The organism is Desulfonatronum lacustre DSM 10312 (assembly GCF_000519265.1).
In the GTDB taxonomy this organism is placed as follows: Bacteria; Desulfobacterota; Desulfovibrionia; order Desulfovibrionales; family Desulfonatronaceae; genus Desulfonatronum; species Desulfonatronum lacustre.
On the sequence record NZ_KI912608.1, the window covers coordinates 3,615,759 to 3,637,163 of the forward strand.

The 21,405-nt window shown below is 60.8% G+C and carries 23 protein-coding genes; 5 read left to right on the forward strand and 18 right to left on the reverse strand.

What is annotated here, in order from left to right; translation table 11 throughout:
- Positions 1–48: 48 nt before the first annotated feature.
- The 15 genes from DESLA_RS23045 to DESLA_RS0117100 all read right to left on the reverse strand — a co-directional run bounded on the left by DESLA_RS23045 (position 49) and on the right by DESLA_RS0117100 (position 11,351).
- Positions 49–1,191 (reverse strand): hypothetical protein, encoded by a 1,143-nt coding sequence (locus DESLA_RS23045; protein WP_028573410.1) that lies wholly within the window; start codon positions 1,189–1,191, stop codon positions 49–51.
- Positions 1,188–1,487: an FtsB family cell division protein gene (locus DESLA_RS0117035; protein ID WP_028573411.1), complete on the reverse strand. Its 300-nt coding sequence runs from the start codon at positions 1,485–1,487 to the stop codon at positions 1,188–1,190. The genes DESLA_RS23045 and DESLA_RS0117035 overlap by 4 nt, the downstream gene beginning before the upstream one ends.
- 51 nt (positions 1,488–1,538) lie before the next feature.
- The gene (locus DESLA_RS0117040) at positions 1,539–1,784 is read right to left on the reverse strand and encodes a hypothetical protein (protein WP_156933009.1); all 246 of its coding nucleotides are present in this window, start codon (positions 1,782–1,784) and stop codon (positions 1,539–1,541) included.
- Positions 1,785–1,825: 41 nt separating this feature from the next.
- Entirely contained in the window at positions 1,826–2,458 is a 633-nt protein-coding gene (locus tag DESLA_RS0117045; protein WP_028573413.1) for an MJ0042-type zinc finger domain-containing protein, read from the reverse strand.
- Between the two features lie 36 nt (positions 2,459–2,494).
- Entirely contained in the window at positions 2,495–3,682 is a 1,188-nt protein-coding gene (locus DESLA_RS0117050) for a type IV pilus twitching motility protein PilT (protein WP_028573414.1), read from the reverse strand.
- Positions 3,683–3,685: 3 nt separating this feature from the next.
- Positions 3,686–4,768 (reverse strand): type IV pilus twitching motility protein PilT, encoded by a 1,083-nt coding sequence (locus DESLA_RS0117055; RefSeq protein WP_028573415.1) that lies wholly within the window; start codon positions 4,766–4,768, stop codon positions 3,686–3,688.
- Positions 4,769–4,900: 132 nt separating this feature from the next.
- Positions 4,901–5,452 carry a CDP-diacylglycerol--glycerol-3-phosphate 3-phosphatidyltransferase gene (pgsA, locus tag DESLA_RS0117060; RefSeq protein ID WP_028573416.1) on the reverse strand — a complete coding sequence of 184 codons (552 nt, stop codon included), beginning with the start codon at positions 5,450–5,452 and terminating at the stop codon, positions 4,901–4,903.
- A gap of 3 nt (positions 5,453–5,455) precedes the next feature.
- On the reverse strand, positions 5,456–6,058 hold the full coding sequence (locus DESLA_RS21170) for a transglycosylase SLT domain-containing protein (RefSeq protein WP_051434796.1): 603 nt from the start codon (positions 6,056–6,058) through the stop codon (positions 5,456–5,458).
- Positions 6,059–6,100: 42 nt separating this feature from the next.
- Positions 6,101–7,021, reverse strand: a complete 921-nt coding sequence (locus tag DESLA_RS0117070) for an Mrp/NBP35 family ATP-binding protein (RefSeq protein WP_028573417.1) — start codon at positions 7,019–7,021, stop codon at positions 6,101–6,103.
- 94 nt (positions 7,022–7,115) lie between these two features.
- Positions 7,116–7,760 (reverse strand): protein-L-isoaspartate(D-aspartate) O-methyltransferase, encoded by a 645-nt coding sequence (locus DESLA_RS0117075; protein ID WP_028573418.1) that lies wholly within the window; start codon positions 7,758–7,760, stop codon positions 7,116–7,118.
- Positions 7,761–7,962: 202 nt separating this feature from the next.
- The gene (locus DESLA_RS0117080; protein ID WP_051434798.1) at positions 7,963–8,586 is read right to left on the reverse strand and encodes a redoxin domain-containing protein; all 624 of its coding nucleotides are present in this window, start codon (positions 8,584–8,586) and stop codon (positions 7,963–7,965) included.
- 8 nt (positions 8,587–8,594) lie between these two features.
- Complete coding sequence (locus DESLA_RS21175; protein WP_035263445.1) at positions 8,595–9,167, reverse strand: peroxiredoxin family protein; 573 nt, start codon at positions 9,165–9,167, stop codon at positions 8,595–8,597.
- Between the two features lie 283 nt (positions 9,168–9,450).
- A complete protein-coding gene (locus DESLA_RS22015) occupies positions 9,451–9,714 on the reverse strand; it encodes a hypothetical protein (protein WP_051434799.1) in 264 nt (87 codons plus the stop codon).
- A 41-nt stretch (positions 9,715–9,755) separates the two neighbouring features.
- Complete coding sequence (locus DESLA_RS22020; RefSeq protein ID WP_051434800.1) at positions 9,756–10,607, reverse strand: FlgO family outer membrane protein; 852 nt, start codon at positions 10,605–10,607, stop codon at positions 9,756–9,758.
- Positions 10,608–10,619: 12 nt separating this feature from the next.
- Complete coding sequence (locus DESLA_RS0117100; protein WP_028573420.1) at positions 10,620–11,351, reverse strand: hypothetical protein; 732 nt, start codon at positions 11,349–11,351, stop codon at positions 10,620–10,622.
- A gap of 269 nt (positions 11,352–11,620) precedes the next feature.
- Here DESLA_RS0117100 and DESLA_RS22025 point away from each other — a divergent pair, with 269 nt between their 5' ends.
- A complete protein-coding gene (locus DESLA_RS22025; RefSeq protein WP_156933010.1) occupies positions 11,621–12,328 on the forward strand; it encodes a FlgO family outer membrane protein in 708 nt (235 codons plus the stop codon).
- 123 nt (positions 12,329–12,451) lie between these two features.
- On the opposite strand, the gene DESLA_RS0117110 is transcribed toward DESLA_RS22025, so the two are convergent.
- The 3 genes from DESLA_RS0117110 to DESLA_RS0117120 all read right to left on the reverse strand — a co-directional run bounded on the left by DESLA_RS0117110 (position 12,452) and on the right by DESLA_RS0117120 (position 15,723).
- Positions 12,452–13,306 carry a 2-oxoacid:ferredoxin oxidoreductase subunit beta gene (locus tag DESLA_RS0117110; protein ID WP_028573421.1) on the reverse strand — a complete coding sequence of 285 codons (855 nt, stop codon included), beginning with the start codon at positions 13,304–13,306 and terminating at the stop codon, positions 12,452–12,454.
- Positions 13,303–15,066, reverse strand: coding sequence for a 2-oxoacid:acceptor oxidoreductase subunit alpha (locus tag DESLA_RS21190; RefSeq protein ID WP_051434802.1), 1,764 nt, complete (start codon positions 15,064–15,066; stop codon positions 13,303–13,305). Before DESLA_RS21190 ends, DESLA_RS0117110 begins: the two co-directional genes overlap by 4 nt.
- A gap of 138 nt (positions 15,067–15,204) precedes the next feature.
- Positions 15,205–15,723: a ferritin gene (locus tag DESLA_RS0117120; RefSeq protein ID WP_028573422.1), complete on the reverse strand. Its 519-nt coding sequence runs from the start codon at positions 15,721–15,723 to the stop codon at positions 15,205–15,207.
- A gap of 468 nt (positions 15,724–16,191) precedes the next feature.
- Here DESLA_RS0117120 and DESLA_RS0117130 point away from each other — a divergent pair, with 468 nt between their 5' ends.
- The 4 genes from DESLA_RS0117130 (at position 16,192) to qrcC (ending at position 21,403) form a co-directional block, all read left to right on the forward strand.
- The gene (locus DESLA_RS0117130) at positions 16,192–17,646 is read left to right on the forward strand and encodes a mannose-1-phosphate guanylyltransferase/mannose-6-phosphate isomerase (protein WP_035262009.1); all 1,455 of its coding nucleotides are present in this window, start codon (positions 16,192–16,194) and stop codon (positions 17,644–17,646) included.
- A 204-nt stretch (positions 17,647–17,850) separates the two neighbouring features.
- The gene (qrcA, locus tag DESLA_RS0117135) at positions 17,851–18,438 is read left to right on the forward strand and encodes a menaquinone reductase multiheme cytochrome c subunit QrcA (protein ID WP_028573424.1); all 588 of its coding nucleotides are present in this window, start codon (positions 17,851–17,853) and stop codon (positions 18,436–18,438) included.
- A 16-nt stretch (positions 18,439–18,454) separates the two neighbouring features.
- The gene (gene qrcB / locus DESLA_RS0117140) at positions 18,455–20,614 is read left to right on the forward strand and encodes a menaquinone reductase molybdopterin-binding-like subunit QrcB (RefSeq protein WP_028573425.1); all 2,160 of its coding nucleotides are present in this window, start codon (positions 18,455–18,457) and stop codon (positions 20,612–20,614) included.
- A 15-nt stretch (positions 20,615–20,629) separates the two neighbouring features.
- Complete coding sequence (gene qrcC, locus DESLA_RS0117145) at positions 20,630–21,403, forward strand: menaquinone reductase iron-sulfur cluster-binding subunit QrcC (protein WP_028573426.1); 774 nt, start codon at positions 20,630–20,632, stop codon at positions 21,401–21,403.
- Positions 21,404–21,405 lie beyond the last annotated feature (2 nt).

Below are 21,405 nucleotides of genomic sequence, written 5' to 3' on the forward strand. Positions count from 1 at the left end.
ATCGCGGTGAACTCCAATCGCATGCAGTGTGGAACGTGTTCGGGGAGGCTATTTTTCGGCCCGGGATTCCAAGCGTTCCGCAAGCTTTTTGAGGGTTTGTTTCGTGGTCGCGGTTTTCGGCGACGGGGCCGTGGAGGGCGAAGCGACGGGATCGTCCGCATCGTGCGGCACTTCTCCCTTCCCGATGCTCAATTTCGGTTCCGGGACTGTCCCAGGCTCAGGCTCAGGCCCAGGCTCAGGCCCAGGCCCAGGTTCAGGTTCAAATTCCGGCTTTGTTTCAGACTCTGGCTGTGGTTTCGCGTCTTTTTCGGCTGGTTTGGAATCCAGATCCTTGAGGCCTTTGGCGGCCCGGTCCCGCAGTTCCTGTATCCGAGCCTCCAGGTCCAGGCGTTGTGCGTCGTCCGGAGACGTTTGGAGCAGTTTTGCGTACAGGTCCAGGGCTTCGTCCTGCTCGCCCTGCTTGGCCAGCAGGTCGGCATAAGTTTTTGTCTCATAGTACCGTCGCTCGCCTTCGGAAAGGTGAGCCTCGGCCTCCGCCTCGGGGCGCGGCACTTCGACCGGTTCGGGCTCCGAGGGAAACGTTTGCGCTGTTTCCGTTTTAAGTTTCGGCTCGGGTTCCTGTTCGGGGTCGGGCGTAAGGTCCGGCTCCGGAGCCGGATCAGACTCTGGCTTCGACAGGGGGTCGGGTTCCGGAGGTGTAGAGTGTTCTTCCTCCTGGGGAGCGGGAGTCTGAAGTTCTTCGCGTCCTCCGGTCACCGCGCGCAGGCCCTGTTCCAGAAGCGTCTCCCAGGTGATCCGGGCTCCGCCGAGTTGGACCGCGAGCATGTCCAGGGTCACGGCGAGGTCGGTCCGGCCGTCGGCCCTGCTTCGGGCGGCCCAGTGCCTCCAAAAGGAAGGGTGTCCGGCCAACGCCTTGACGAGCGATTCCAGTTCCGGGGAGGAGAGGGCCTCAGGAGTTTCTTCGGTGGAAGAAGGGAAGTCCTTGGAGACGACGTCCAGCTGGGAGAGGCATTCGATCAAAAGGAGGCGGGCTTCCAGGTGTTCCGGGTGAAAGGTCAACCCCTTGCGCAATATGGCGATGGCGTCCTCGGGCCGATGATCCTGCGTATATGCCTGGGCCAGGGGGAAAAACAGCTTGGAGTTGGGCTCCAGGCGCAACACCTCTTCAAACCAGGCGATTTTTTCGGTCATGGCAGCCTCCGGAACGTATCGTTTTGTGGAATATAGAGGATTTCATCGGGCCGAAGGTAGTGCATCTCCACCCGGATCACGCTGGCCACGTAGTCGTGGTCCGTGGTCAGACGACGGATTTCCCGGCTCAGATCCAGATTGACCTCGTCCACGGCGGCAATCTGCTCGACAAGCGTATCCCGGCGGTCCCGCAGTTCCAGGTAGGATTTCCAGCCCTGATCATGGATCAGAAGCGTCCAGGCCAAAAAGCCGCTCAACAGCAGGAGGAAAGAAAAGAGCAGGCGGGTCCATTTCATGGCGTGGTCACTTCGCGATGAGTCGGGGGGCATCCCAGACCGTAAAACATTTTATTGGAGCAACCGGTCGGCGTGGGGCCTGGTTTCCAGGTACTGAAACTGTACTCCCAACTCCTGTAAAAAAATGGTCGTCGCCAGTTCAATGCGCTTAATGTCCGCCTCGTCCACCGGGGTCCGCTCCAGTTTGAGGCCATGGATCAGGGATCGCAGAGACGAGAGTTCCGCCACCAGCGCTCCGGCCTCGCGCAGGGAGCGCAATTGGGACTCCATTTCCAGGATGGTTTCCAAGCAATTCAACAAACGTGCTTTTTTTTGCGATTCCATATCCGTCGTGAACGTCAGTTCGTGGGTTTGCCCGATTCTTCAGCGGCCAGACGCCACATTTTGTAGGTTTCCTCGTACCCGTCAATGACGGTCCGCACAAGCCGGGGGACGTCGGCGACGTCGCTTCGGTGCAGGTACCAGTTCACGCCGTTGCGAAAAGAGGTGTCGGGGTGCAGGCTTTTGGCCTCGTCGCCGACCAGGACGACGTTCACTCCTCGGCGCTGGATTCCCGGCCAGCCGTGGACGCGTTGCAGCACTTCGGCTCCGTGCGGGGCATGGTCGATGAATACGAGTTCATAAGCGGCGGAGTCAATTTTTTGAAGTGCTTCCGCCGGACCATCGGGGACGGCCAAATGGTAGCCTTGTTCGTCCAGACAGGAGACCAGGGCGGCTTTCCATTCCGGATCGCGTACCAAAACAAAGGCGATTTTCGCTCCCGGAGGATAGAAGTCCAGCTCTTCCGCGGTTGGAGGCGTCGGTGACGCAGAGGACATGGTGTTTGAACCGGAAGGTGTGCCAACGGAGTCAGGCTCCACGGTGAACGGCTTGTTGCATTGCGGACAGACTAATTTAAAGCGTTGGCCGGACGGGATTTTTTCGTCGGCCACGGAGAGTTGTCGATCACAGTGCGGGCAGTTCAGGCGCATGCGGAAATTTCCTGTTTCGGTGTTGAACTTACGTTCTCAAAAATCAGAGTTGCGTTGATCGTAGTTTGTATCCAGTTCCAACCCCTCGATGTTCGTCACTTTTTCCCCGCGCAGTGTCTTGACGCGGTTGATGGTCTGGCCCAGGCGGGAACGGTCCGAGGCCGTGTTCATGGCCGTTTCCTCGGTGATGGCTTCTTCGGAATACAGCCGAGCCAGGTGTTGGTCAAAGGTGAACATGCCGTAAGCATCGCCGGACTCGACCACATTGTAGAAGGTCTTTTCACCTGATTCGCCGTTGATGATCAATTCTTTGATCCGTAGCGTGTTGGTCAGCACTTCCAGGGCCGCCACCCGTCCGCCGCCGATGCGGGGCATCAGCCGCTGGGAGACGACGTACTTCAAAGCCTGGGACAGGCGTTGGCGGATCAGGCGTTCTTCGGCCAGTTCGAACATGCCGATGATCCGGTTGATGGTCTGGCCCGTGTCGCTGGTATGCAGGGTGCCCAGAACCAAGTGGCCGGTTTCCGAGGCCTGCAGAGCGATTTCAATGGTTTCCCGGTCTCGGATTTCGCCTACCAGGATCACCTTGGGAGCTTGACGCAGGGCCGCGCGCAGGCCGGAGGAGAATCGGTCGAAGTCCGTGCCCATCTCCCTTTGGTTGACCGTGCCGCGTTTGTGGTGATGCACGAACTCCACCGGGTCTTCCAGAGTCAGGATGTGCTTGGAGTGGCGTTCGTTGATGGCGTCGATCAGCGCGGCCAGGGTGGTGGATTTTCCGGTCCCGGTTCCGCCGGTGAGCAGGATCAGCCCGTATTTTTCGTCGGCCATCCGGTCGAAGAGCGGGGGGAGGTTGAGATCCTTGAGCGTAGGGATCGTGCTGGGCATCTTGCGCATCACGATGGAGGCCGAGCCCTGCTGAAAAAAGATGTTCACCCGGAAGCGGCAAAAGCCCGGAAGGTCGTAGGAGAGGTCGCAGGAGCCCTGCTCTTGAAGATCCTGAAACAGACGCAGGCTGCCGGAGTGCTTGTTCAGCATCATGCAAAACCCCACGGACTCGACCTGAAACGGGACCAGGGCATCGGAGAGCAGGGCCGTGGGCACGTCGGTCAGCCTGCCGTGAACCTCGGCCTGGATGGGCTTGCCCACGGTGAACAGGATGTCCGAGGTGTCCGGGGCCTTGGTCAGCACCTCGGCGATGGTGGCGTCCAATTGGCTGCGGTGCATGGATCAGACCTCTGTGAAATCCTGTGGGGGCTCGGTGAGGAAATCCCGGAACTTGGATTTGGAAACAGCCTTGTTATATGCGTCCGTGGGGGAGACGGCCCCTTCCTGAAGGAGCTTGAGAATGGCGTCGTCCAGGGATTGCATGCCGTATTTGCGTCCGGTCTCAATCACGGAATTGATCTGGAAAGTCTTGTTTTCGCGGATCAGGTTGCGCACCGCCGGGACGCCCACCAGAATTTCCAGGGCCGCGCACCGACCCGGACGGTCGATGCGTTTGAACAGGTTCTGAGAGATGACCGCCCGCAGGGATTCCGAGAGTCCGGAGCGGATCTGGCCCTGAACATCGCCGGGAAAGACCTCGATAATCCGGTCGATGGTCTTGGACGCGGAAATGGTGTGCAGGGTGGAAAAAACCAGGTGACCGGTTTCCGCGGCTTCGATGGCCAATTCGATGGTTTCCAGGTCGCGCATTTCGCCTACCATGATGATGTCCGGGTCTTCGCGCAGGGCTCCGCGCAGAGCGGATTTGAAGCTCACTGTGTCCCTGGAGACTTCTCGCTGATTGATCAGGCAGCTGACGGGCTCGTGCACGAATTCGATGGGGTCCTCGATGGTCAGGATGTGATCCTTGCGATTCCGGTTGGCGTAGTCCACGATGGCGGCCAGGGTCGTGGACTTACCGCTGCCCGTGGGGCCGGTGACCAGGACCAGTCCCTTGGGGAGCATGGCCAAGCTCTTGAACAGCGGGGGCAGTTTCAGGTCGTCGATGCTCAGGATTTTTTGCGGGATTTCGCGAAAAACCGCGGCGCAGCCGCGACGCTGCTGAAAGAAATTGACCCGGTACCGGGCCAAGTTCGGGATTTCGTAGGAAAAATCCACGTCCCCGGTTTCCTCGAAGTTCTTGACCTTTTGCTCCGGCGTGATCTCATAGAGCATCTTCTTGAGTTCCTCATGCTCCAGGACTTTGTACTTGATGCGCTGCAAATCGCCGTGCAGGCGGATGATGGGCTGGGAGCCGGAGGAGAGGTGCAGGTCCGACGCCCCGAGTTCGTGCATCATCCGAAAAAACGCGTCTATTTGGGCCATACGGGGCTCCTTGGCGTGAGGTCGAGAGCGAGGTTCTTTCGTTTAGTTGAGTATTGAAAAGATCCTTATCCACAGTCCGTTCAAAACCCCCAATTGCAGCGACGCAGCAATTGGGGATTTTTCAACGGACTGTTAGAACCCGTCGTCCCGGTTCACCTGGCGAAAGAAGTGGATCACGTACTTCGCGCCGGAAAAGACGGTCAGGATCAGAGCGATGGCCAGCAGCCCCGCGCCCAGAGGCCGGGGGTCGAAACCCCACCAGGGATAGTGGAGGATCAGCGGACACAGGGCCACCACCTGGATCACCGCCTTGAGTTTGCCGAAGCTGTCCGCGGCCAGAACATGGCCCTGGTCCGCGGCGATGGCCCTAAGGCCCGTTACGGTCATCTCCCGGGCGATGATCACGATGGCCATCCAGGCTTGGACCCAGCCGTGGAACACGAGCATGATCAAGACGGAACTGATCAAGAGCTTGTCGGCCAAAGGGTCGAGAAACTTGCCCAGATTGGAGACCATTTGCCAGCGGCGGGCGATGAAGCCGTCGGCCAGGTCGGTCAGGGCCACGAGAATGAACACGATCATGGCCGCGGCGTTGACCGGCTTGCTCGGGAAATACAGCAGCAAGATCAGGACGGGGATGGCCAGGATGCGGCCCAAGGTGACTTGGTTGGCGAGGTTGAGCATGGCTTAGTTTCGCGCCGCCCGCCGACGGTCGTAGTTGGTCGTGACCTTGCGGACGTAGTCCTGGGTTTCCCGGAACGGAGGAATGCCGTTGTAGCGTTCCACGTTGGCCGGTCCGGCGTTGTAGGCGGCCAGGGCCAGGGAGAGGTCCGGGAAGCGGTCCATGAGCATTTTCAGGTAACGGATGCCTGCTTCGATGTTCTCCGCCGGGTCAAAGGGCGCGGTTAGCCCCAGGTCTTGCTGTGTGGCCGGCATGATCTGCATCAGGCCTTGGGCTCCGGCCCGGGAGACGGCCTGATGATTGAAGCCGGATTCAACCTCGATCACGGCCATGACCAGGTGTGGATCAAGGCCGTATCTCTGGCTGTACTGCTCCACGTGGCGGGTGATGGAGGCCCGGTCCGCGCTGCTGCCCATGCGCGAACGCAGGGAGAGAAACGGACGGAACTTGGACGAGGTGGGGGTGTCCGTAAAATGCATCACCCCATGTTCGTCCTTGTAGAAAAAGATCGTGCCCGCGGCACATAATCCGGTCCAGAGCAGCAACAGCACGGAAATACCGGCCACGGCTCCGAAAAAGGAGAAAAAACGACGTTGTTTGGTCAGCATGTTCGACCTCGTCATGGCTGGAGGGCGTCTGCCGAAGACCGCCTACTGTGGCGGTCCACCGGCGGCGGCCTCCAGGCTGTTTTCAGATGTCCGGATGACCGTTTCCGCCAGTTGCAAGAGGGCGCGCTTGGCCGGCGTGTCCTCGTCCAGCATGACCACCGGCTTGCCCAGGTCACCGGCGACCACGGCCGCGGGGTCCAGGGGGATGGCGCCGAGAAATTCCAGCCCGTACTTTTTGGCCAGGGTCTCTCCTCCGCCGGTTTTGAACAGTTCGATCCGCTCGGAGCAGTGCGGGCAAATCAGCCCGCTCATGTTTTCCACCAGTCCGAGAATGTTGGCGTGGGCGTACTGCAGGAAGTTGATGGCCTTGCGCACGTCGGCCAAGGAGATTTCCTGGGGCGTGGTGACCACGATGCTCAGGGCCTCGGGAATGGTCTTCAGCACGGTCATGGGCTCGTCCCCGGTTCCGGGGGGAGAGTCCACCACCAGATAGTCCAGGTGGCCCCAATCCACGTCGGCGATGAACTGGCGGATGGCCGCGGTTTTCATCGGACCACGCCAGAGCACGGCTTGATCCGGATCTTGGAGCAAGGATTCCATGGAGACGACGAAGAGACGTTCTCCGTATCGTTTCGGCGAGATCAGCGAACCCCGTGACTGTTCCAGGGGGCCGGACAGACCCAGGAGGTGCGGGACGCTTGGACCGTGAATGTCCACGTCCAGCAGGCCCACGCGGTGTCCCTTCAGGGCCAGGGCCGCGGCCAGGTTCACGGCGATGGAACTTTTGCCGACCCCGCCCTTGCCGCTCATCACGAAGAGTTTGAAGCGGATGTTGTCCAGGGTGGATTTGATCAACTGATCCTGAACGTTACCGACGGCGGAACGTTCGCCGTGTCCGCTTTTTTTTCGCGACGGGCAGGTGGAACAGGATGCGTCGGATGAGGTGTTTGAAGCGTTGGTCATGGGTATCTTTTTTTGAGAGACGGTGTTGACTGGAGCGCTGGAGCCGGAGTTCCGGTGCGATGGCTCATCCTTGGCCGGTTGAGAGCTGACTTGGTCACCAACCATGGGCGCCGATCAAGTCGACGAACATGACGGCCCCAAGGTTCGCTTTCATAATTTTGCCTTCTTTCTTGACGAAGCGGATCAGCTCCTGGCTGCGCTGCCTGGCGCCCACGGGGATGATCAGAATGCCGGATTCGTCCAGCTGTTCCAGCAGGGGCGGAGGCACGTCGGGCCCGCCGGCGGTGACCATGATTCGTTGGAACGGACTTTCTTCCGGCCAGCCCATGGTTCCGTCGTCCAGTTTCAGGTGGACGCTGAAATAGCGCATTTTGTTCAGGCGGGTCAGCGCCGCGGAGTAGAGGGGCTGGACGCGCTCCACGGAATAGACCTCGGCTCCCATTTCCGCCAATATCGCCGCTTGATAGCCGGACCCGGTCCCGATTTCCAAAACTCGCATCCCAGGTTGAACATTCAGCACGGCCGTCATCAGGGCCACGATGAACGGCTGGGAGATGGTCTGGCCGTAGCCGATGGGCAGGGGATGATCTTCGTATGCCTGGGAGCGCAGGGCCTCTTCCACGAACAGATGTCGGGGAACTTTGCGCATGGCGGAGAGCACCGCCGGATCTGTAATGCCTCGCGACTCGATCTGTTCACGGACCATCCGCTCTCGATTGCGTTTCGGGTCGATTCTCAATCCGGTGCCCCAGTACTCCTAAAAATCTTTCGCGCCGGCGACAAGCCGGAAACAGGAACCTTGAACCCCGGTTTGAAAACAAATTTTCGCGTCCAAGTCAAACGTGGACGGGCACGGGGTCGAGCGGGCGCGAGCCCGTCTCGTCCCGTGCCCGGAAACGGTGACGAAGGCAAGGGGAGGAAAAACGCTGGAGGAAAAGAGATCAGTCCGTGAGGGTCTGAAGACCTTGCATGACGATCTCCAGCGGCGGACGGATGTTGATATCCTCCACGTGCAGAAAGCGGATCAGCCCTTGTTTGTCGATGAAGATCAGGGCCCGTTCCGTGGTCCCGTCGCCGCGCAACAGACCGTAGGCATCGGCGGTTTTGCCGTGGGGCCAGAAGTCGGAGAGCACTGGAAACCACAGTCCGCCCATGGCTTGGAGCCAGGAGTGGAGCGTCGGGATGTTGTCCACGGTGATGCCCAGAATGATGGTCTCGTGACGGTCGAAGATGTCTTGCAGGATGTTGTATCCGGGCCACTGGTCGGAGCAGACCGGGGTCCAGGCGGCGGGCACGAAGGACAGCATGACGTTTTTTCGGCCATGGTAGTCGCTCAAGGCGATGGTTTCGCCGTGTACCGCGGGCAGGGAAAAGTCGGGAGCCGGATCGCCGATCCGGACCTGCAACTCGCTGTCGATGGGTTTGAGTTTCGGGTTTTGAAAAATAGCTCCCTTGGCTCCATCAGGCGTGCCGGCCAGTGTGCTCCCCGCGGAGAGCAGCACCCAGAGAAGCCCAAGAAGCAGTGCCGTTCGTATCGTGAGTCTGGGGGCATGAGCGAGGCGCATGGCGTCTCCTAGTGTTTGGCGGTGAGCATTTCTTTCAGAAAATCTTCCACGGAATCGAACGCTCCGAGGTGCGAGAGTCGAACAACATGGCCATTCTCAGCTGAGCCGGAGGGCTGGACAAGGACGAAATAGGGGGTGCCCACGCCGCCGAAGGTTTTGTGCAGGACGTAGTCCGGGTCGGAGACCAGAGGGAACGGGATGTCGTAACGCTCTTGAAACACCTGGACTTCAAGGTCCGAATTGCCCGCGCCGAGGCCCAAAATCTTGATCATGTCCGCCAACCCCTCGCGTTGAAGAGCGGCGTACAGCGCGTTCACCTCCGGCGCTTCGCGCTGGCAGATCGGACAATACATGCTGAAGATCTGGATCAGGACGGCCGGGGCGTCCATATCGGCCAGGGTAAACTGGGACGCTTCCGCGGACAAACCCAAGTAGCTCCGGTGCGTAGAGGACTCCGGAGCGGTCATGGAAAAGGCGGGAAGGTGATCCCCGACGGAGAAGGGTTCGTTTTGGGCGTGACCCGTGAGGATGAGGGCGAGGGTGAAAAGCGGAGTGAACAAAAGAGGGGCGAGGCGGCGCATTGGGGACTCCTGTAGCAAGATTTGAGGGGCAGGGAACGGCGTCCTGACGACGGTGGAAGGGACATGGTCGAAAACGCCGAGCGGCCACGAACATGAAGAGTTTTTATCACGTTCGTGGCCGCTTGCAAGAAGTGTTTTCAGAAACTTGCGCACGTTTCGGCACCCCGGATCAAGCGCTGGGGAAATTGCCGCGCTTCTCACTTCCTGTCTGGAGGCCCGAATGTTTCCCTGATTACGCCGGTTGGAATGTGATCCGGCCTTGCTCCGGGTGGAGGAATCGACGTCAGTAACAGGGGTTGCACGGAGCGTAAGGCGGCAGCACGGGGTTTACCACCGTGGTCCTGGTGACGTAGGGCAGGTGATAGGGCGTGCAGTAGCCCACATAGCCCGGATGGCAACGGTGCGGTCCATAGGTGGGGAGCACGGGCACCGCGGCAGGGATGGGCTGGGTGATCACCGCCGGCGCGCAGGAGATGCGCGCGGGGCAACAGGAGGACGTGGTCAGAGCCACGCCAGCCAGGATGAGGATGATCGTCAGGTATCTCATGGGAGTTCTCCATGCGGTTGTCCAGGATAAGGTTCCGGAGGTCATTGGCCTGTTCCCTTGAACAGCTCCCGTTGCGCCGAGAGGTCCCAGGTCGTTGGCGAGGCGAGCTGGCGGTTGGACTTGAAGCGATTCAACGCGGCCCGTGAGTTTTTTCCCCAAATGCCGTCGATCCGGTCGGTATAGTAATTCAATTCCGCCAGTCGGGCCTGGATCAGTCGGGCGGCCAGGGAGTTCTTGGGATCCAGGAGGATGGTCCCACGAGCCAATGGCCCCTCGGGCACGGTTTCGCGTTCCGGTTGCGCCGTGGAAGGTTGGGTTCGCTTGGGCTCAAACGTGGCGGTGTTTCTGGTCACCAACTCTTGAATTTCCCGAGTTTTGCGCAAGGTGACGTCCCGTGTGGCCAGAATGGCTCCGTCCAGGGTGCTGAGCAGCTTCGCGGATACGATCATCGCGTTGTCGGTCGCCACGTAGGTGCCCACCAGCACGGCCTGGGTGTCGTGGTTGGTCCGCACGTCCCGCAGGTCGCGGGACAGGATCATTTCTCCGGCGTTTTGGCTGACGACCATGGACCCTTGGCGCAGTTTGAGTTCAACCACCCGGTAGCCGAGCTGGGACATTCGCGAGGCCACCTGTTCGCCCAGCAGTCGGCCAAAGGTGCTGGACGTGTTCAGGTCGTCCAGGTCCACGAAGCTGGTGAACAAGATAGGCCGGGTCCGGTCAACGTACTGAACCAAATTGTGTTCCAGTCCGTCGGCCAGGGCGTAGGCCAGTCCCTGGAAACCTTGGACGTGGGAGTAGGAACCAGAGCCGTAATACGGGTGGGTGGCCGAGACGGTTTGGGCCAAGGTCAGGGTTACGCTGAACAGAAGGGCGGCGATGAGGTTTCTGAGCATGATTGCGTCTCCCTAGCGGTCCACGAGCTGGTAGTTGACCGTCGCCGGTTGGCTGGGCTGGGCGTGTTGCTTGTAGTGCCACCAGTCCGCGTCGTTGATGTAGTAAATGGAGGAATCCCGCATCAGGAAGTGTTCCTCGAAGACAAGGGACGAGGTGATCAGGACCTCCATCCTGGGCAGCTCGTGAGTGTAGGCCCCGGACTCCACGTTGACCTCCGCGGCTTCCAGCATGGCCTGGTTGACTAACGCGCCATGGCCGTCCGGGGTGAGCAGAGAGGAGCGCTGGACAAAAACGTCCGGGGCCAGAGCCTTGTAGATCCCTTTTCCCGTGCGCAGGACACGGTTGCCGTGGCGGACCGCCTCAATGTCGAAACTCAGGACCATGACGTTGGTAAAGCCGCTGGACACGGCGATGTTCCGCTCCACCAGCTTGGTGATCAACAGGGCATGAAAGGATTTGGCAAAGGGGGTCGTGCCGGACGGAGCCACGTGGACGGGAAACTGACGCTCCAGGACGCGACGCTCCAGGGCCTCGTGGACCCTGAGGGCCACGTCGTCGGCCAGGACTTCCCAATGCTGCACGGCCTGCATTTTGGGTTGGGTTTTCAAAGGGTAGGCCGTGGGAACGGGAACTTGGGACAAGACCGGCAACGGGGTGTAGACCATTTGCACCGGTTGCCTCGCGCATCCCGGACCGGCCAGGAGGACGAAGCCGAGGAGAATTCCGAGCAACATTGTCCGCATGTGACGTCGTTCCTTTGGTTACGTTCCGCGTGTCGGAGCACAGGGGCCCGGTTTTTCGGACACGCAAGGTTGGATCGAAATTTGCTAAAAGCCGAGATGAACTCGGAAGCGGGCAAATTTTGCATTCCGGATGAGCTCCGAAAATCAAGGTCAGGAAGATTTCCGTGCGCAGAGATTTATCCGGTTGCTCCTCTTATCGGCGGTCGTCCGGTTTTCTTTAGGGCAAGGGCGTGTCCGTTGCGGCACGGAATTGATGGAGAAGAAAAGTCATGCTTAGGAAGATGTTCCCTGAATCAAGGCGGTGCGGCTTCGCGATGCTTTGGCTGGCCGGACTCTGGTTGGTCGGGTTCTGGCTGGTCGGATGCTCCCGGCCACATGGCCCGTACATCGCGCACCAACCGGCGGTGGAACTGATCACGGTGCATTACACCGTGGCGGACACGCTGTACGAGGCCCTGTGCAAGCCGGAAGTCTGTGAAATGCCCCTGCTGATGTCCTCCTTCGTCATGCTGGAGGACCTGGACCGGACCAGCCCGCTGGGGCGGATCATCCCGCAGCAGATCGGCTCCCGCTTCGCCCAGCACGGCATGCACATGGTGGACGTGCGCCTGCGCACCCAGTCCCTGCTGGTGCGCAAGGGCCAGGGCGAGTTCGCGCTGTCCCGGGAACTGGACAAAATCAACCGGGACATCAACGCCTTCGCCGTGCTCACCGGCACCTACTCCGTGGTCTACGGCCGGGTCTACGTCACGGCCATGATCCTGCGCAGCACCGACGGCGCGCTGCTGGCCTCCCTGGATTACTTCCTGCCCGTGGACCGTAGATCTCTACGACCAGGCGGCTTGGAAACCGCGCCCCCAGCTTTTCAGGTCCCTGGAGAGCTTCCCGAGCCCTTTGACGGCACGATTCAGCCATCCGTTCTGACGCGGCTGTCCTTTTTCCGCGACCGCGTCATGGGCGGCGAGCTCCAGGGTTGAGGTCGTCGTCAAGGAGCCTTGGGTCGTTGGATCTTCGGCGACGGAGGGGTCGTCTTGGGCTGGAATTTCACTCGCTCCGTCTATCGTTGAACCGCTGAACAACTGAACCAGGAACCTCCCCCGTTACATATAGCTCTCCATCAACCGCGTCAGCTTTACCCTGTCCGGGGTGCGCCCGAAGAGGGGGCCTTCCTGGAGGACGGGGAAGTGGGATTCGAAGGTGGGACGGGATTCGTCGCGGCGGATCACGCCGATGGGGATGCGGTCGCCGAACATCCGGGCCAGGGTCATGGCCTGATTCCAGTCCGCGGGGTCGTGGTCCTCCGGGATCTCCCAGACGCGTTCCTTATACCAGGAAAAGGTGTTCACCTTGTTGAAGGAGCCGCAGGGCTGGAGAATGTCCACCAGGGCGAAGCCCGGGAAGGCGTGGGCCTGGCGGATCAGGTCGGCCAGGTGGTCCGGCTTTCCGGCGAAGCCGCGGGCCACGAATCCGGCCTGCATGGCCACGGCCACGGCCACGGGGTTGAAGGCCTGTGAGGACGCTCCCTGGGGTTGGGCCTTGGTGGCGTGGCCGTGCTGCGTGGTGGGGCTGGCCTGGCCTTTGGTCAGGCCGTAGATCTGGTTGTCGTGGACCAGCATGGTGATGTCCGCGTTGCGCCGTAGCGCGGCCAGGAAATGGTTGCCGCCCTCGCCGTAGGAGCAGCCGTCTCCGCTTTCAACGAAAACGTGGAGCCCTGGGTTGGCCAGCTTGGCGCCGGTGGCCGCGGGCAAGGCCCTGCCGTGCAGGCCGTTGAAGACGTTGCAGCGCAGATAGTGCGGCGTCTTGGCCGCCTGGCCGATGCCGGAGACCATCAGCACTTGGTGGGGGGCCAGGCCGCTGTCGGCCAGGGCCTTTTTGAGCGCCTTGAGGATGGAGAAGTTTCCGCATCCCGGGCACCAGGCCGTTTCAAACTCCCCGAAATCTTCGATCGTCGTCATGTGTCTCTCCCCACGGCCTTGCGGGATTCCTGTTCCCGGCCGGTTTCGACATTCAGTTCGCGCAAAATGTCAGCCGCTGTGAACGGCAGTCCGTCGTAGCGCAGGATGGAGCGGGAGACGCTGAATCCGACCTCCTTGCGCAGCAGTCCGGCGAACTGCCCCGTGGCGTTGCTCTCGATGCAGACGGTTTCCCGGGCTTGCCGCAACCGCTCCAGAAACTGCTCCGGCCGCAGGGGCCAGACCTGACGGAAGTGGAGCAATCCCACGTTGCGTCCCTCCTTGCGCAGGATCTCCGCGGCCTCGTCCGCCGGTCCCAAGGTCGATCCCCAGCAGATCAGCAGCAGATCGCTCTGCTCGTCCCCGATGTAGGTCGGGGCCAGAGCGGCTTCCCGCAACCTCCGTTCCTTGGCCAGCCGCTTTTCGACCATCCGCTTTCGGATGGTCAGATCCTCGGTGATATGTCCGTCCTCGGTATGCTCATCGCTGTCCAGGACCACCAGATGCTCTCCCGTGCCGGGCAGCAGCCGGGGGGATGCGCCGTCTTCGGTAAAGGCGTAGCGCTTGTAGTCGAGCGGTTGATCGCAGGTCCGGGCCGGGCGGAGTGGTTCGCTGAGCATGTCCAAATCAAACGGCGGGACGGCCTGGATGGTGTCGGCCAGGTATTGGTCGGTCATGACGATGACCGGACCTTGGGAGTGTTCGGCCAGGTTCACGGCGGCGTGGGTCAGGCGGAAGCACTCCTCGACGCTGCCAGGGGTAAGAATGGCTCGGGGAAACTCCCCGTGTCCGGCGTAGAGGGCCAGGTTCAGATCGCCCTGTTCGGTCCGGGTGGGCAGGCCGGTGGCCGGTCCGGGTCGTTGGCCCAGAACCAGCACCAGGGGGGTTTCGGTCATTCCGGCCAAACTGATTCCTTCGGTCATCAGGGCGAATCCACCGCCGGAGGTGGGCACGATGGCCGGCGCTCCGGCATAGGATGCGCCAAGGGCCATGTTCACCGCCGCGATCTCGTCCTCGGCCTGCTCCACCACCAGCCCGAAGTCCATGGCCGCGGCGCTCAGGGTCAGAGCCACGCCCGTGGCCGGGGTCATGGGGTAGAAGGCGCAGAAACGCGTGCCTGCGGCCAAGGCCCCCAGGGCTACGGCTTGGTTGCCGTTCAAGACCATGCGTCTGGTCGGCTTCGGAGGTTCGGGGAGGGGCTGAAAGGCCGCGGACTGTTCGGAGGCCCACGCCGCCGCGGCGTGAAGGACGTTCACGTTTTTCTCCGCCACGTCGGCCTTTTTTTTGGCGAAAGCTTCTCGAACCAAGTCCGTGGTCACGTTTTCTGGAAGCCCGAGGAGCCGGGCCGCGACTTCCAAGGCCACGATGTTGTGGAAGACTTTATTGGGGGCCAGCTCGGCGAAGGGAACGCGCAGGGCGCGGTCCCTTTTGGCTTCCTGATCTCCGTCCCTCGTTGCGGCTTGGTCGTCGTGTTCCGCGTCCATAAGGACCAGGGCGTTTTCGGTCAGCTCCTCGCGATGCAAGGAAATGCTTTCCCGGTTCAGGGCGATCAGGAGATCCACGTCCCGGATCCCGGCCCGGATCGGCCCGAGGCCGGTGCGCACGGCAAAGGTGTTGTGCCCGCCGCGAATGCGGGATTCGTACCCCTGGGTGACGAAAATTTCATAGCCTGATCTGACCAGGGCCTTGGCCAGAAGCATGCCCACCGTGGCCAAGCCCTGCCCGGCTTCCCCGGCGATCAGGATGTTTTTGGATAGGCGCATGAACGACTCCGGGGTGAAAGGTTGGCCGCATGTGTGCGGTCTGGAATTCGAAAAGAGCCTTGTCCCGGCGCGCGCCGCCGTGCGCCGGGACAAGACGGCGTATCGTGGAGGATGCGTCGTGAAGCGGAAAAAATGCGGTCAGGCGGTCGGCTGGGAGCAAGGGCAGGCAGAGGCCCTGCCGGCCAGTTCCCGGTCGATCATGAACAGGCCGCCGCCGTCCTTGCCCAGGAGTTTCAGTTTTTGCAGCACGGCGTTCACGCTGGCTTCCTCTTCCACCTGCTCGGTGACGAACCACTGCAAGAAGATGTTCGTGGCATGGTCTTTTTCTGCAATGGCCAGGTCGACCAAGTTGTTGATCAGGGCGGTGACTTTTTGTTCGTGTTCCAGCACGGCCTCGAACACGGCCGTCGGAGAATCCCAGGACGAGGGCGGGGCCTCGATGGCTTTCAGAGTGTTTTTTCCGCCCCGTTCGTTGATGAAGGCGTAAAACTTCATGGCATGACCGAGTTCTTCCTGGGACTGCATGTTCATCCAGTGGGTGAAGCCTTCCAGGTCGTGGTCGCTGAAATAGGCGGCCATGGCCAGATAGAGGTAGGCCGAGTAGAGTTCGGCGTTAACCTGCTCGTTCAGGGCCTGTTCGATTTTCGGGGTCAGCATGTAGGGTTCCTCCTGACGTTGAGCGATGAAGGGGACGAAATTCGCCTTTGCGGACGGAATCGATCCGAAGCGCAAGAGGCTTGTTCAAGATGGATAAGAAATCTACAGAATCCAGATGCACAGGTCAAAGCCGTCGGATCAGCTCGCGAATGATGAAACCGGGGGGTGAGAGGGAGTCTCGACCTTCGTCGGCCAAGGGATCGCAATCGCAATCAATTCTGAAATCAAGGTGTTGAAAAGGGTGTCGGAAAAACTCTTTTCGATCAGGATTTCGAATTGGTCCCGGTACATGTGCACAGTGAGTTCAGATAGGTCCCGTTGTTCTCCGAATCAATGGTTGCAGGGATGCCTTGAGCAGGGTAAGGACGTGGCGTGCACGTTCGTGCATTATGGAACAAGGAGCCCTGGGGTTGCATCGACAGCAAGGGCCTGCCCTAAGATATGGATATCGCAAGGAGTCTTTTTTTGATGAACAAAGCGGAAGTGGATTCCAAGATTTGGGAAAATGCCTGGGCCATCGTGCTGGCCGGCGGCTCCGGCACCCGGCTGTGGCCCATGTCCCGGGCCCTGCTGCCCAAACAATTGCTGGCCTTGAACGGGGAGAAAACCTTGCTGCAACAGACCGCCGAGCGGTTGTTGGGGCGACTGCCCGCCGAGCGAATCGTCACCGTGACCAACGAGGAACATTTTTTCGAGGTTTGCTCGCAGTTGGCCGAAGTGCACCCGGGCCTGAAGGATCACGTGCTCAAGGAGCCCCTGGCCCGCAACACGCTTCCGGCGATCCTGCTCGGCCTGGACAGGATCGTCGCGGCTCAGGATACGGAGCACGGGCAGGCTCTGGTGGGCGTTTTCCCTTCGGACCACATGATCGGCGATCAAGCCAGGTTCGAGGCCGATTGGGGACAGGCCTTGGCCCTGGCGGATCAGGACTGGTTCGTGACCTTCGGCATTCCGCCCACCAAGCCGGAGACCGGCTACGGATACATCGCCAAGGCCGAGGAACTGGCGCCGGGCGCGTACAAGGTAGCGGGCTTCGTGGAGAAACCCCCGCTGGAGGCGGCGCGGGAGTTCGTCAGCGCCGGCACCCACTCCTGGAACAGCGGAATGTTCATTGTTCCCTCCTCGGCGTTCCTGGACGCCGTTGAAGAATTTCAGCCCCGGCTCTGGGCGTGGTGGCGGGAGCGGGACGAACGTGACTTGGCTTCCGGGTACGGCGACATTCCCGACATTTCGGTGGACTATGGGATCATGGAGCATGCCCGGCGCTTGGCGGTGGTGGAAGCCGGATTTTCCTGGGACGACCTGGGAAGCTGGGAAGCCATGTTCCGGATGGGCGAGCAAGACGCCGTGGACCATTGCGTGGTCAAGGGCGACGTGCTGGCCCTGGACTGCCGGGACAGCCTGCTGTTTTCCTCGGGCGGCAAGCTGGCCGCCGTGGGGCTGGAGGGCGTGGCCGTGGTCCAGACCAGGGACGCGACCCTGGTCTGCCCGTTGAGTCAGGTCCAGCGAGTCAAGGACGTGGTCAACCGGCTGAAGGCCGAGAAGTCCACCCTGGTGGAGGCTCACGTCACGGTACGTCGGCCCTGGGGCAGCTACACGGTGTTGGAGGAAGGCCAATTCTACAAGATCAAGCGGATCATGGTCCATCCGGGGGCGAGGCTGAGCCTGCAGATGCATCACCATCGCAGCGAACACTGGGTGGTGATCAAAGGCACGGCTCTGGTCCAGGTGGGGGACAAGGAAACGCTGGTCGCGGAGAATCAGTCCGTGGACATTCCCAAAACCGCGATGCACAGACTTTCCAATCCGGGCCGGGTTCCGGTGGAGATCATCGAGATCCAGAGCGGGCCCTATCTGGAGGAGGACGACATCGTTCGGTTCGACGATGTTTATGGACGGAGCCGGCCCGAGCCTTCCAAGTGAGGCGGATACGGGTTGCCTGAACTGTTCGTTAGTAAGGCAACATGTTTTTTTTATTCATCTTAACTTGCGCCCATGCTTCGTGAATTTTTTCATTTATGCTTGACAGGGCTTTGCTCTCTTGCATAGGGTGCCGAAAATTTGGATCCAGGTAGGGAAACCTGAGGCTCTTTTCATCATCAACACTACAGCATGTGAGGCAACATGATGGAAGAAAAGAAAGGGGGAACGAGTGCGGGCGGAGTAGTTCTGCCGTTCTTGTTGGGGTTTGTGGCCGCGTTGGCCTTCGGATGGTGGGGAGTTCCACAGCTGTTATACAGCAAGAAGGTCCAACCGCTTGTTTTTACACACCAAAACCACATCGAGTTGTATGGGATGATGTGTGACGACTGTCACTCCTTCCGGAGGGATGGCTCCTTTGCGGGGTTGCCCGATAATGCCAAGTGCGCGGAGTGCCACTCTTTTCCCATGGGCGACCATCCGGATGAGATCAAGTTCGTGGAAGAGTACTACGAAAAGGGGATTGAGGTTCCGTGGCTGGTTTATCAGTATCAACCGGACAACGTCTTTTTCTCCCACGCCGCGCACAGAGAGTATGATTGCGCCACCGCCGGCTGTCATCCGGACGTGGGCAGTTCCAACGAGTTGCCGGCCTACTATGAAAACCGCCTGACCAAGTACAGTCGGGATACGATGAAGATGAAGGACTGCGAGCGGTGTCACGCCACGGTGGCCGCCCAGGAGCCGGAGCGGTTCGCTGGTGCTCCCAATGCCTGCCAGATCTGTCATAAATAGAGAGGGGTGATATAAAATGGCACTTAATCGGAGAAGTTTTCTCACGTTTGCTGCCGGGGGTGTCGCGGGAACCCTGTTCACCCCGGTGATTTGGAAATCCATTGACGACACGGCCATCTGGACCCAGAACTGGCCGTGGATTCCCCGGCTGGAGTACGGACCGCGGGCCTATGCCGCGACCACCTGCAAGCTCTGCCCCGCCGGGTGCGGCCTGAACATTCGCACCGCCGGCGGCCGCCCCGTGGCCGCTGAAGGACGAACCGATCATCCGCTGAGCCAGGGCGGGATCTGTCCCCTGGGCGCGGCCGCGGTGCAGCTGCTGTACGCTCCGGCCCGGATCAAAGGACCGATGCAGAAGCAGGCCGACGGAACGCACCAGCCCATTTCCTGGGACCAGGCCGAAGCCTTGTTGAAGGAGAAGTTGGCTGAACAGAACGGCAAAAAAGACGCCGTGGTCTGCGTCAGCGGGGATGAAAACGGGACCATCAACGAACTCTTTTCCGCCTTGCTGGGCGGCCTGGGTTCGGACGGCTGTTTCCTGATGCCCGGCGAGCAGATCGTGGCTTCCAAGATTCTTCGCGAGGGAAGCATCGGCTACGACCTCGAAAACGCGGATTTCGTCCTGGTTTTCGGCGCGGACCTGCTGGACGGTTGGGGCACCGCCGTCCGGAACAAAAAGGCTTACGGCGCCGCGCACCCCATGGGCGAGGAAGCCTCGGCGGAATACGTCTATGTCGGACCGACGCAGAACGTCACCGGCGGCGCGGCCGACCAGTGGGTCTCTATTGCTCCGGGCATGGAAGGCGTTTTAGCCCTGGGCGTCGCCTACCATCTCCTGCAGGGCGGGATGACCGCTCCCCAGGCTCATGACTTTTTCGCCTATCGCAATTTCGTCATCAATCGCTACACCCCGGAATACGTCGAACGCCTGACCGGCGTGGCTCCGGAGCAGGTGGCCGAATTGGCCCGAAAGCTGCGCTCCGCAAACAAGCCGCTGATCATCCCGGGGTCCACCATCGCCCAGGGCGGCGGCGTGTTCAACTTTGCCGCGGCCTTGAGCCTGAACATGCTGTTCGACAACGTCAACTCCGCGGGCGGTATTCAAGTCCTGCCGGATCTGCCCACGGTGGTTTCGGGAGCCAAGGAGCCAGCCCAGGTTCGGGCCAAGGACCTGGTCGCCTATGTTCAGGGCGTGGCTGAAGGCAAAGTGAGCAAGCCGGCCGTGTGTTTGGTCTACGAGGCCAATCCGCTCTTCGCCCTGCCGCTGCCCGACGTGACGGCCCAGGCTTTTGACGGCACGTATCTGGTCAGCTTCAGCACATTCTACGACGAAACAGCCGCCCAGGCAGACCTGCTGCTGCCCACGCCCACCTTCATAGAACGGTTCGACGACGTCCAGACGCCCTATGGCTCCGGTTTCGCCAGCTACAGCCTGACGCGGCCGGCGATCCGCCAGCCCATTTTCGACACCAAGCCTACCGGCGACGTGCTGCTGGCCGTGGCCAAGGCGCTGGGGATCGATCTTGGATTCGCGTCTTTTGACAAGGTGCTGGAGGCCAAGGTGGCCGTCTTGAGCGAGCTGGAAGGCTTCTTCACGGACAAGGTTCAGCCCTGGGAGGCCAGAGCCGGCAAAGCTCCCGCCGCGGCTTCGGGCAACCTGTGGCGGACCATCTCCAGAGGCGCTGTCTGGGCTTCCATCACGGAACCCTTTCCCACGGCCATGCAGCTCGGCTCCACGATCATTTCCCAGACCGCTCCCCCCGACGCCGAGGACTGGACCTTCCCGGTCAGCTTGGCGGCCATGGACAGCCGGACCTACGGCTCCCGGCACATCGCCATTCCGCCGTTTTGCCTGCCGCTTTTGGGCGAACAGGAAATCCAGGGCGACGTGTTCTACGTCTGGATGAATTCCGCCACAGCCCGCTCCTACGGCTTGCAAGCCGAGGACAGGGTCACGTTGACCGGCCCCAACGGCTCCTGTCTGGCCAAGGTGCGCATTTTCGAGGGCGTGGGCCGGAACATGGTCGCTGCTCCGCTGGGCTTCGGCCACACGGCTTGGGACAAGTTCAGCCGGAACAAGGGAGACAACATCTACAAAGTGTTGACGGTACGTACCGAACCGGGGAGCAACCTGGCCGTTTGGGCCGATTCCCGCGTGCGCATCGCCAAAGCCTAAAGGAAGGTTGAGCATATGGTTTTGTATCTCAAGGAATTCAAAATCAAGTGGGGAATGGTCATCGACCTGGACCGCTGCACCGGTTGCGGAGCCTGCATGGTCGCCTGTCAGGCGGAAAACAACATCGCTCCTCCGGTGGACGCTTCGAACAAGCGCTATAGCCTGACTTGGCTGTTGGTCTACCAGCTCTCCAACAAGCAGCCCTATCCGAACCACGACGTGGCCTACATGCCGCGCCCGTGTTTACAGTGCGGAAAGCCGAACTGCGTGCCGGTCTGCCCGGTCATCGCCACGGACAAGAACCAGGAAGGCGGGATCGTCAGCCAGGTCAACGCCCGGTGCATCGGCTGCCGGTACTGCATGGCCGCCTGCCCCTATCATGCCCGATACTTCAACTGGCATGACCCGGTCTGGCCCGAAGGCATGGAAAAGACTCTCACTCCGGACGTTTCCACCCGGCCCCGGGGCGTGGTGGAAAAATGTCTGTTCTGTCACCATCGCTACATGGCCGCTCGGGACAAGGCCCGGATCGAAGACCGCGACCCCAACGCCCTGGCCGAGGGCGACTACATCCCGGCCTGCGTGGAGATGTGTCCCACCGGGGCCATGGTTTTCGGCGACCTGGAAAATCCGGAGCACAAAGTCCATAAGCTTTCCAAAAGCCCGTATGCGTTTCGGCTGTTGGAGCGCTTGAACACCAAACCTCAGGTCTACTACTACAGCAAGCGGGAATGGGTCCGGAAGCAGGGCGACAATTACCTTGAACATGAAACGGTCGGAGGGGTCTAGAC

Bases quoted from the DNA above. Each gene is read 5' to 3' on its own strand.
- DESLA_RS22015 (WP_051434799.1), bottom strand. From the start codon at position 9,714: ATGAGATACCTGACGATCATCCTCATCCTGGCTGGCGTGGCTCTGACC.
- DESLA_RS0117100 (WP_028573420.1), bottom strand. From the start codon at position 11,351: ATGCGGACAATGTTGCTCGGAATTCTCCTCGGCTTCGTCCTCCTGGCC.
- DESLA_RS23045 (WP_028573410.1), bottom strand. From the start codon at position 1,191: ATGACCGAAAAAATCGCCTGGTTTGAAGAGGTGTTGCGCCTGGAGCCC.
- pgsA (WP_028573416.1), bottom strand. From the start codon at position 5,452: ATGCTCAACCTCGCCAACCAAGTCACCTTGGGCCGCATCCTGGCCATC.
- DESLA_RS0117130 (WP_035262009.1), top strand. From the start codon at position 16,192: ATGAACAAAGCGGAAGTGGATTCCAAGATTTGGGAAAATGCCTGGGCC.
- DESLA_RS0117045 (WP_028573413.1), bottom strand. From the start codon at position 2,458: ATGCGCCTGAACTGCCCGCACTGTGATCGACAACTCTCCGTGGCCGAC.
- DESLA_RS0117110 (WP_028573421.1), bottom strand. From the start codon at position 13,306: ATGACGACGATCGAAGATTTCGGGGAGTTTGAAACGGCCTGGTGCCCG.
- qrcA (WP_028573424.1), top strand. From the start codon at position 17,851: ATGGAAGAAAAGAAAGGGGGAACGAGTGCGGGCGGAGTAGTTCTGCCG.
- DESLA_RS0117070 (WP_028573417.1), bottom strand. From the start codon at position 7,021: ATGACCAACGCTTCAAACACCTCATCCGACGCATCCTGTTCCACCTGC.
- DESLA_RS22025 (WP_156933010.1), top strand. From the start codon at position 11,621: ATGCTTAGGAAGATGTTCCCTGAATCAAGGCGGTGCGGCTTCGCGATG.
- DESLA_RS0117050 (WP_028573414.1), bottom strand. From the start codon at position 3,682: ATGCACCGCAGCCAATTGGACGCCACCATCGCCGAGGTGCTGACCAAG.
- DESLA_RS21190 (WP_051434802.1), bottom strand. From the start codon at position 15,066: ATGCGCCTATCCAAAAACATCCTGATCGCCGGGGAAGCCGGGCAGGGC.
- DESLA_RS0117080 (WP_051434798.1), bottom strand. From the start codon at position 8,586: ATGCGCCTCGCTCATGCCCCCAGACTCACGATACGAACGGCACTGCTT.
- DESLA_RS21170 (WP_051434796.1), bottom strand. From the start codon at position 6,058: ATGCTGACCAAACAACGTCGTTTTTTCTCCTTTTTCGGAGCCGTGGCC.
- qrcB (WP_028573425.1), top strand. From the start codon at position 18,455: ATGGCACTTAATCGGAGAAGTTTTCTCACGTTTGCTGCCGGGGGTGTC.
- DESLA_RS21175 (WP_035263445.1), bottom strand. From the start codon at position 9,167: ATGCGCCGCCTCGCCCCTCTTTTGTTCACTCCGCTTTTCACCCTCGCC.
- DESLA_RS0117120 (WP_028573422.1), bottom strand. From the start codon at position 15,723: ATGCTGACCCCGAAAATCGAACAGGCCCTGAACGAGCAGGTTAACGCC.
- qrcC (WP_028573426.1), top strand. From the start codon at position 20,630: ATGGTTTTGTATCTCAAGGAATTCAAAATCAAGTGGGGAATGGTCATC.
- DESLA_RS22020 (WP_051434800.1), bottom strand. From the start codon at position 10,607: ATGCTCAGAAACCTCATCGCCGCCCTTCTGTTCAGCGTAACCCTGACC.
- DESLA_RS0117055 (WP_028573415.1), bottom strand. From the start codon at position 4,768: ATGGCCCAAATAGACGCGTTTTTTCGGATGATGCACGAACTCGGGGCG.
- DESLA_RS0117035 (WP_028573411.1), bottom strand. From the start codon at position 1,487: ATGAAATGGACCCGCCTGCTCTTTTCTTTCCTCCTGCTGTTGAGCGGC.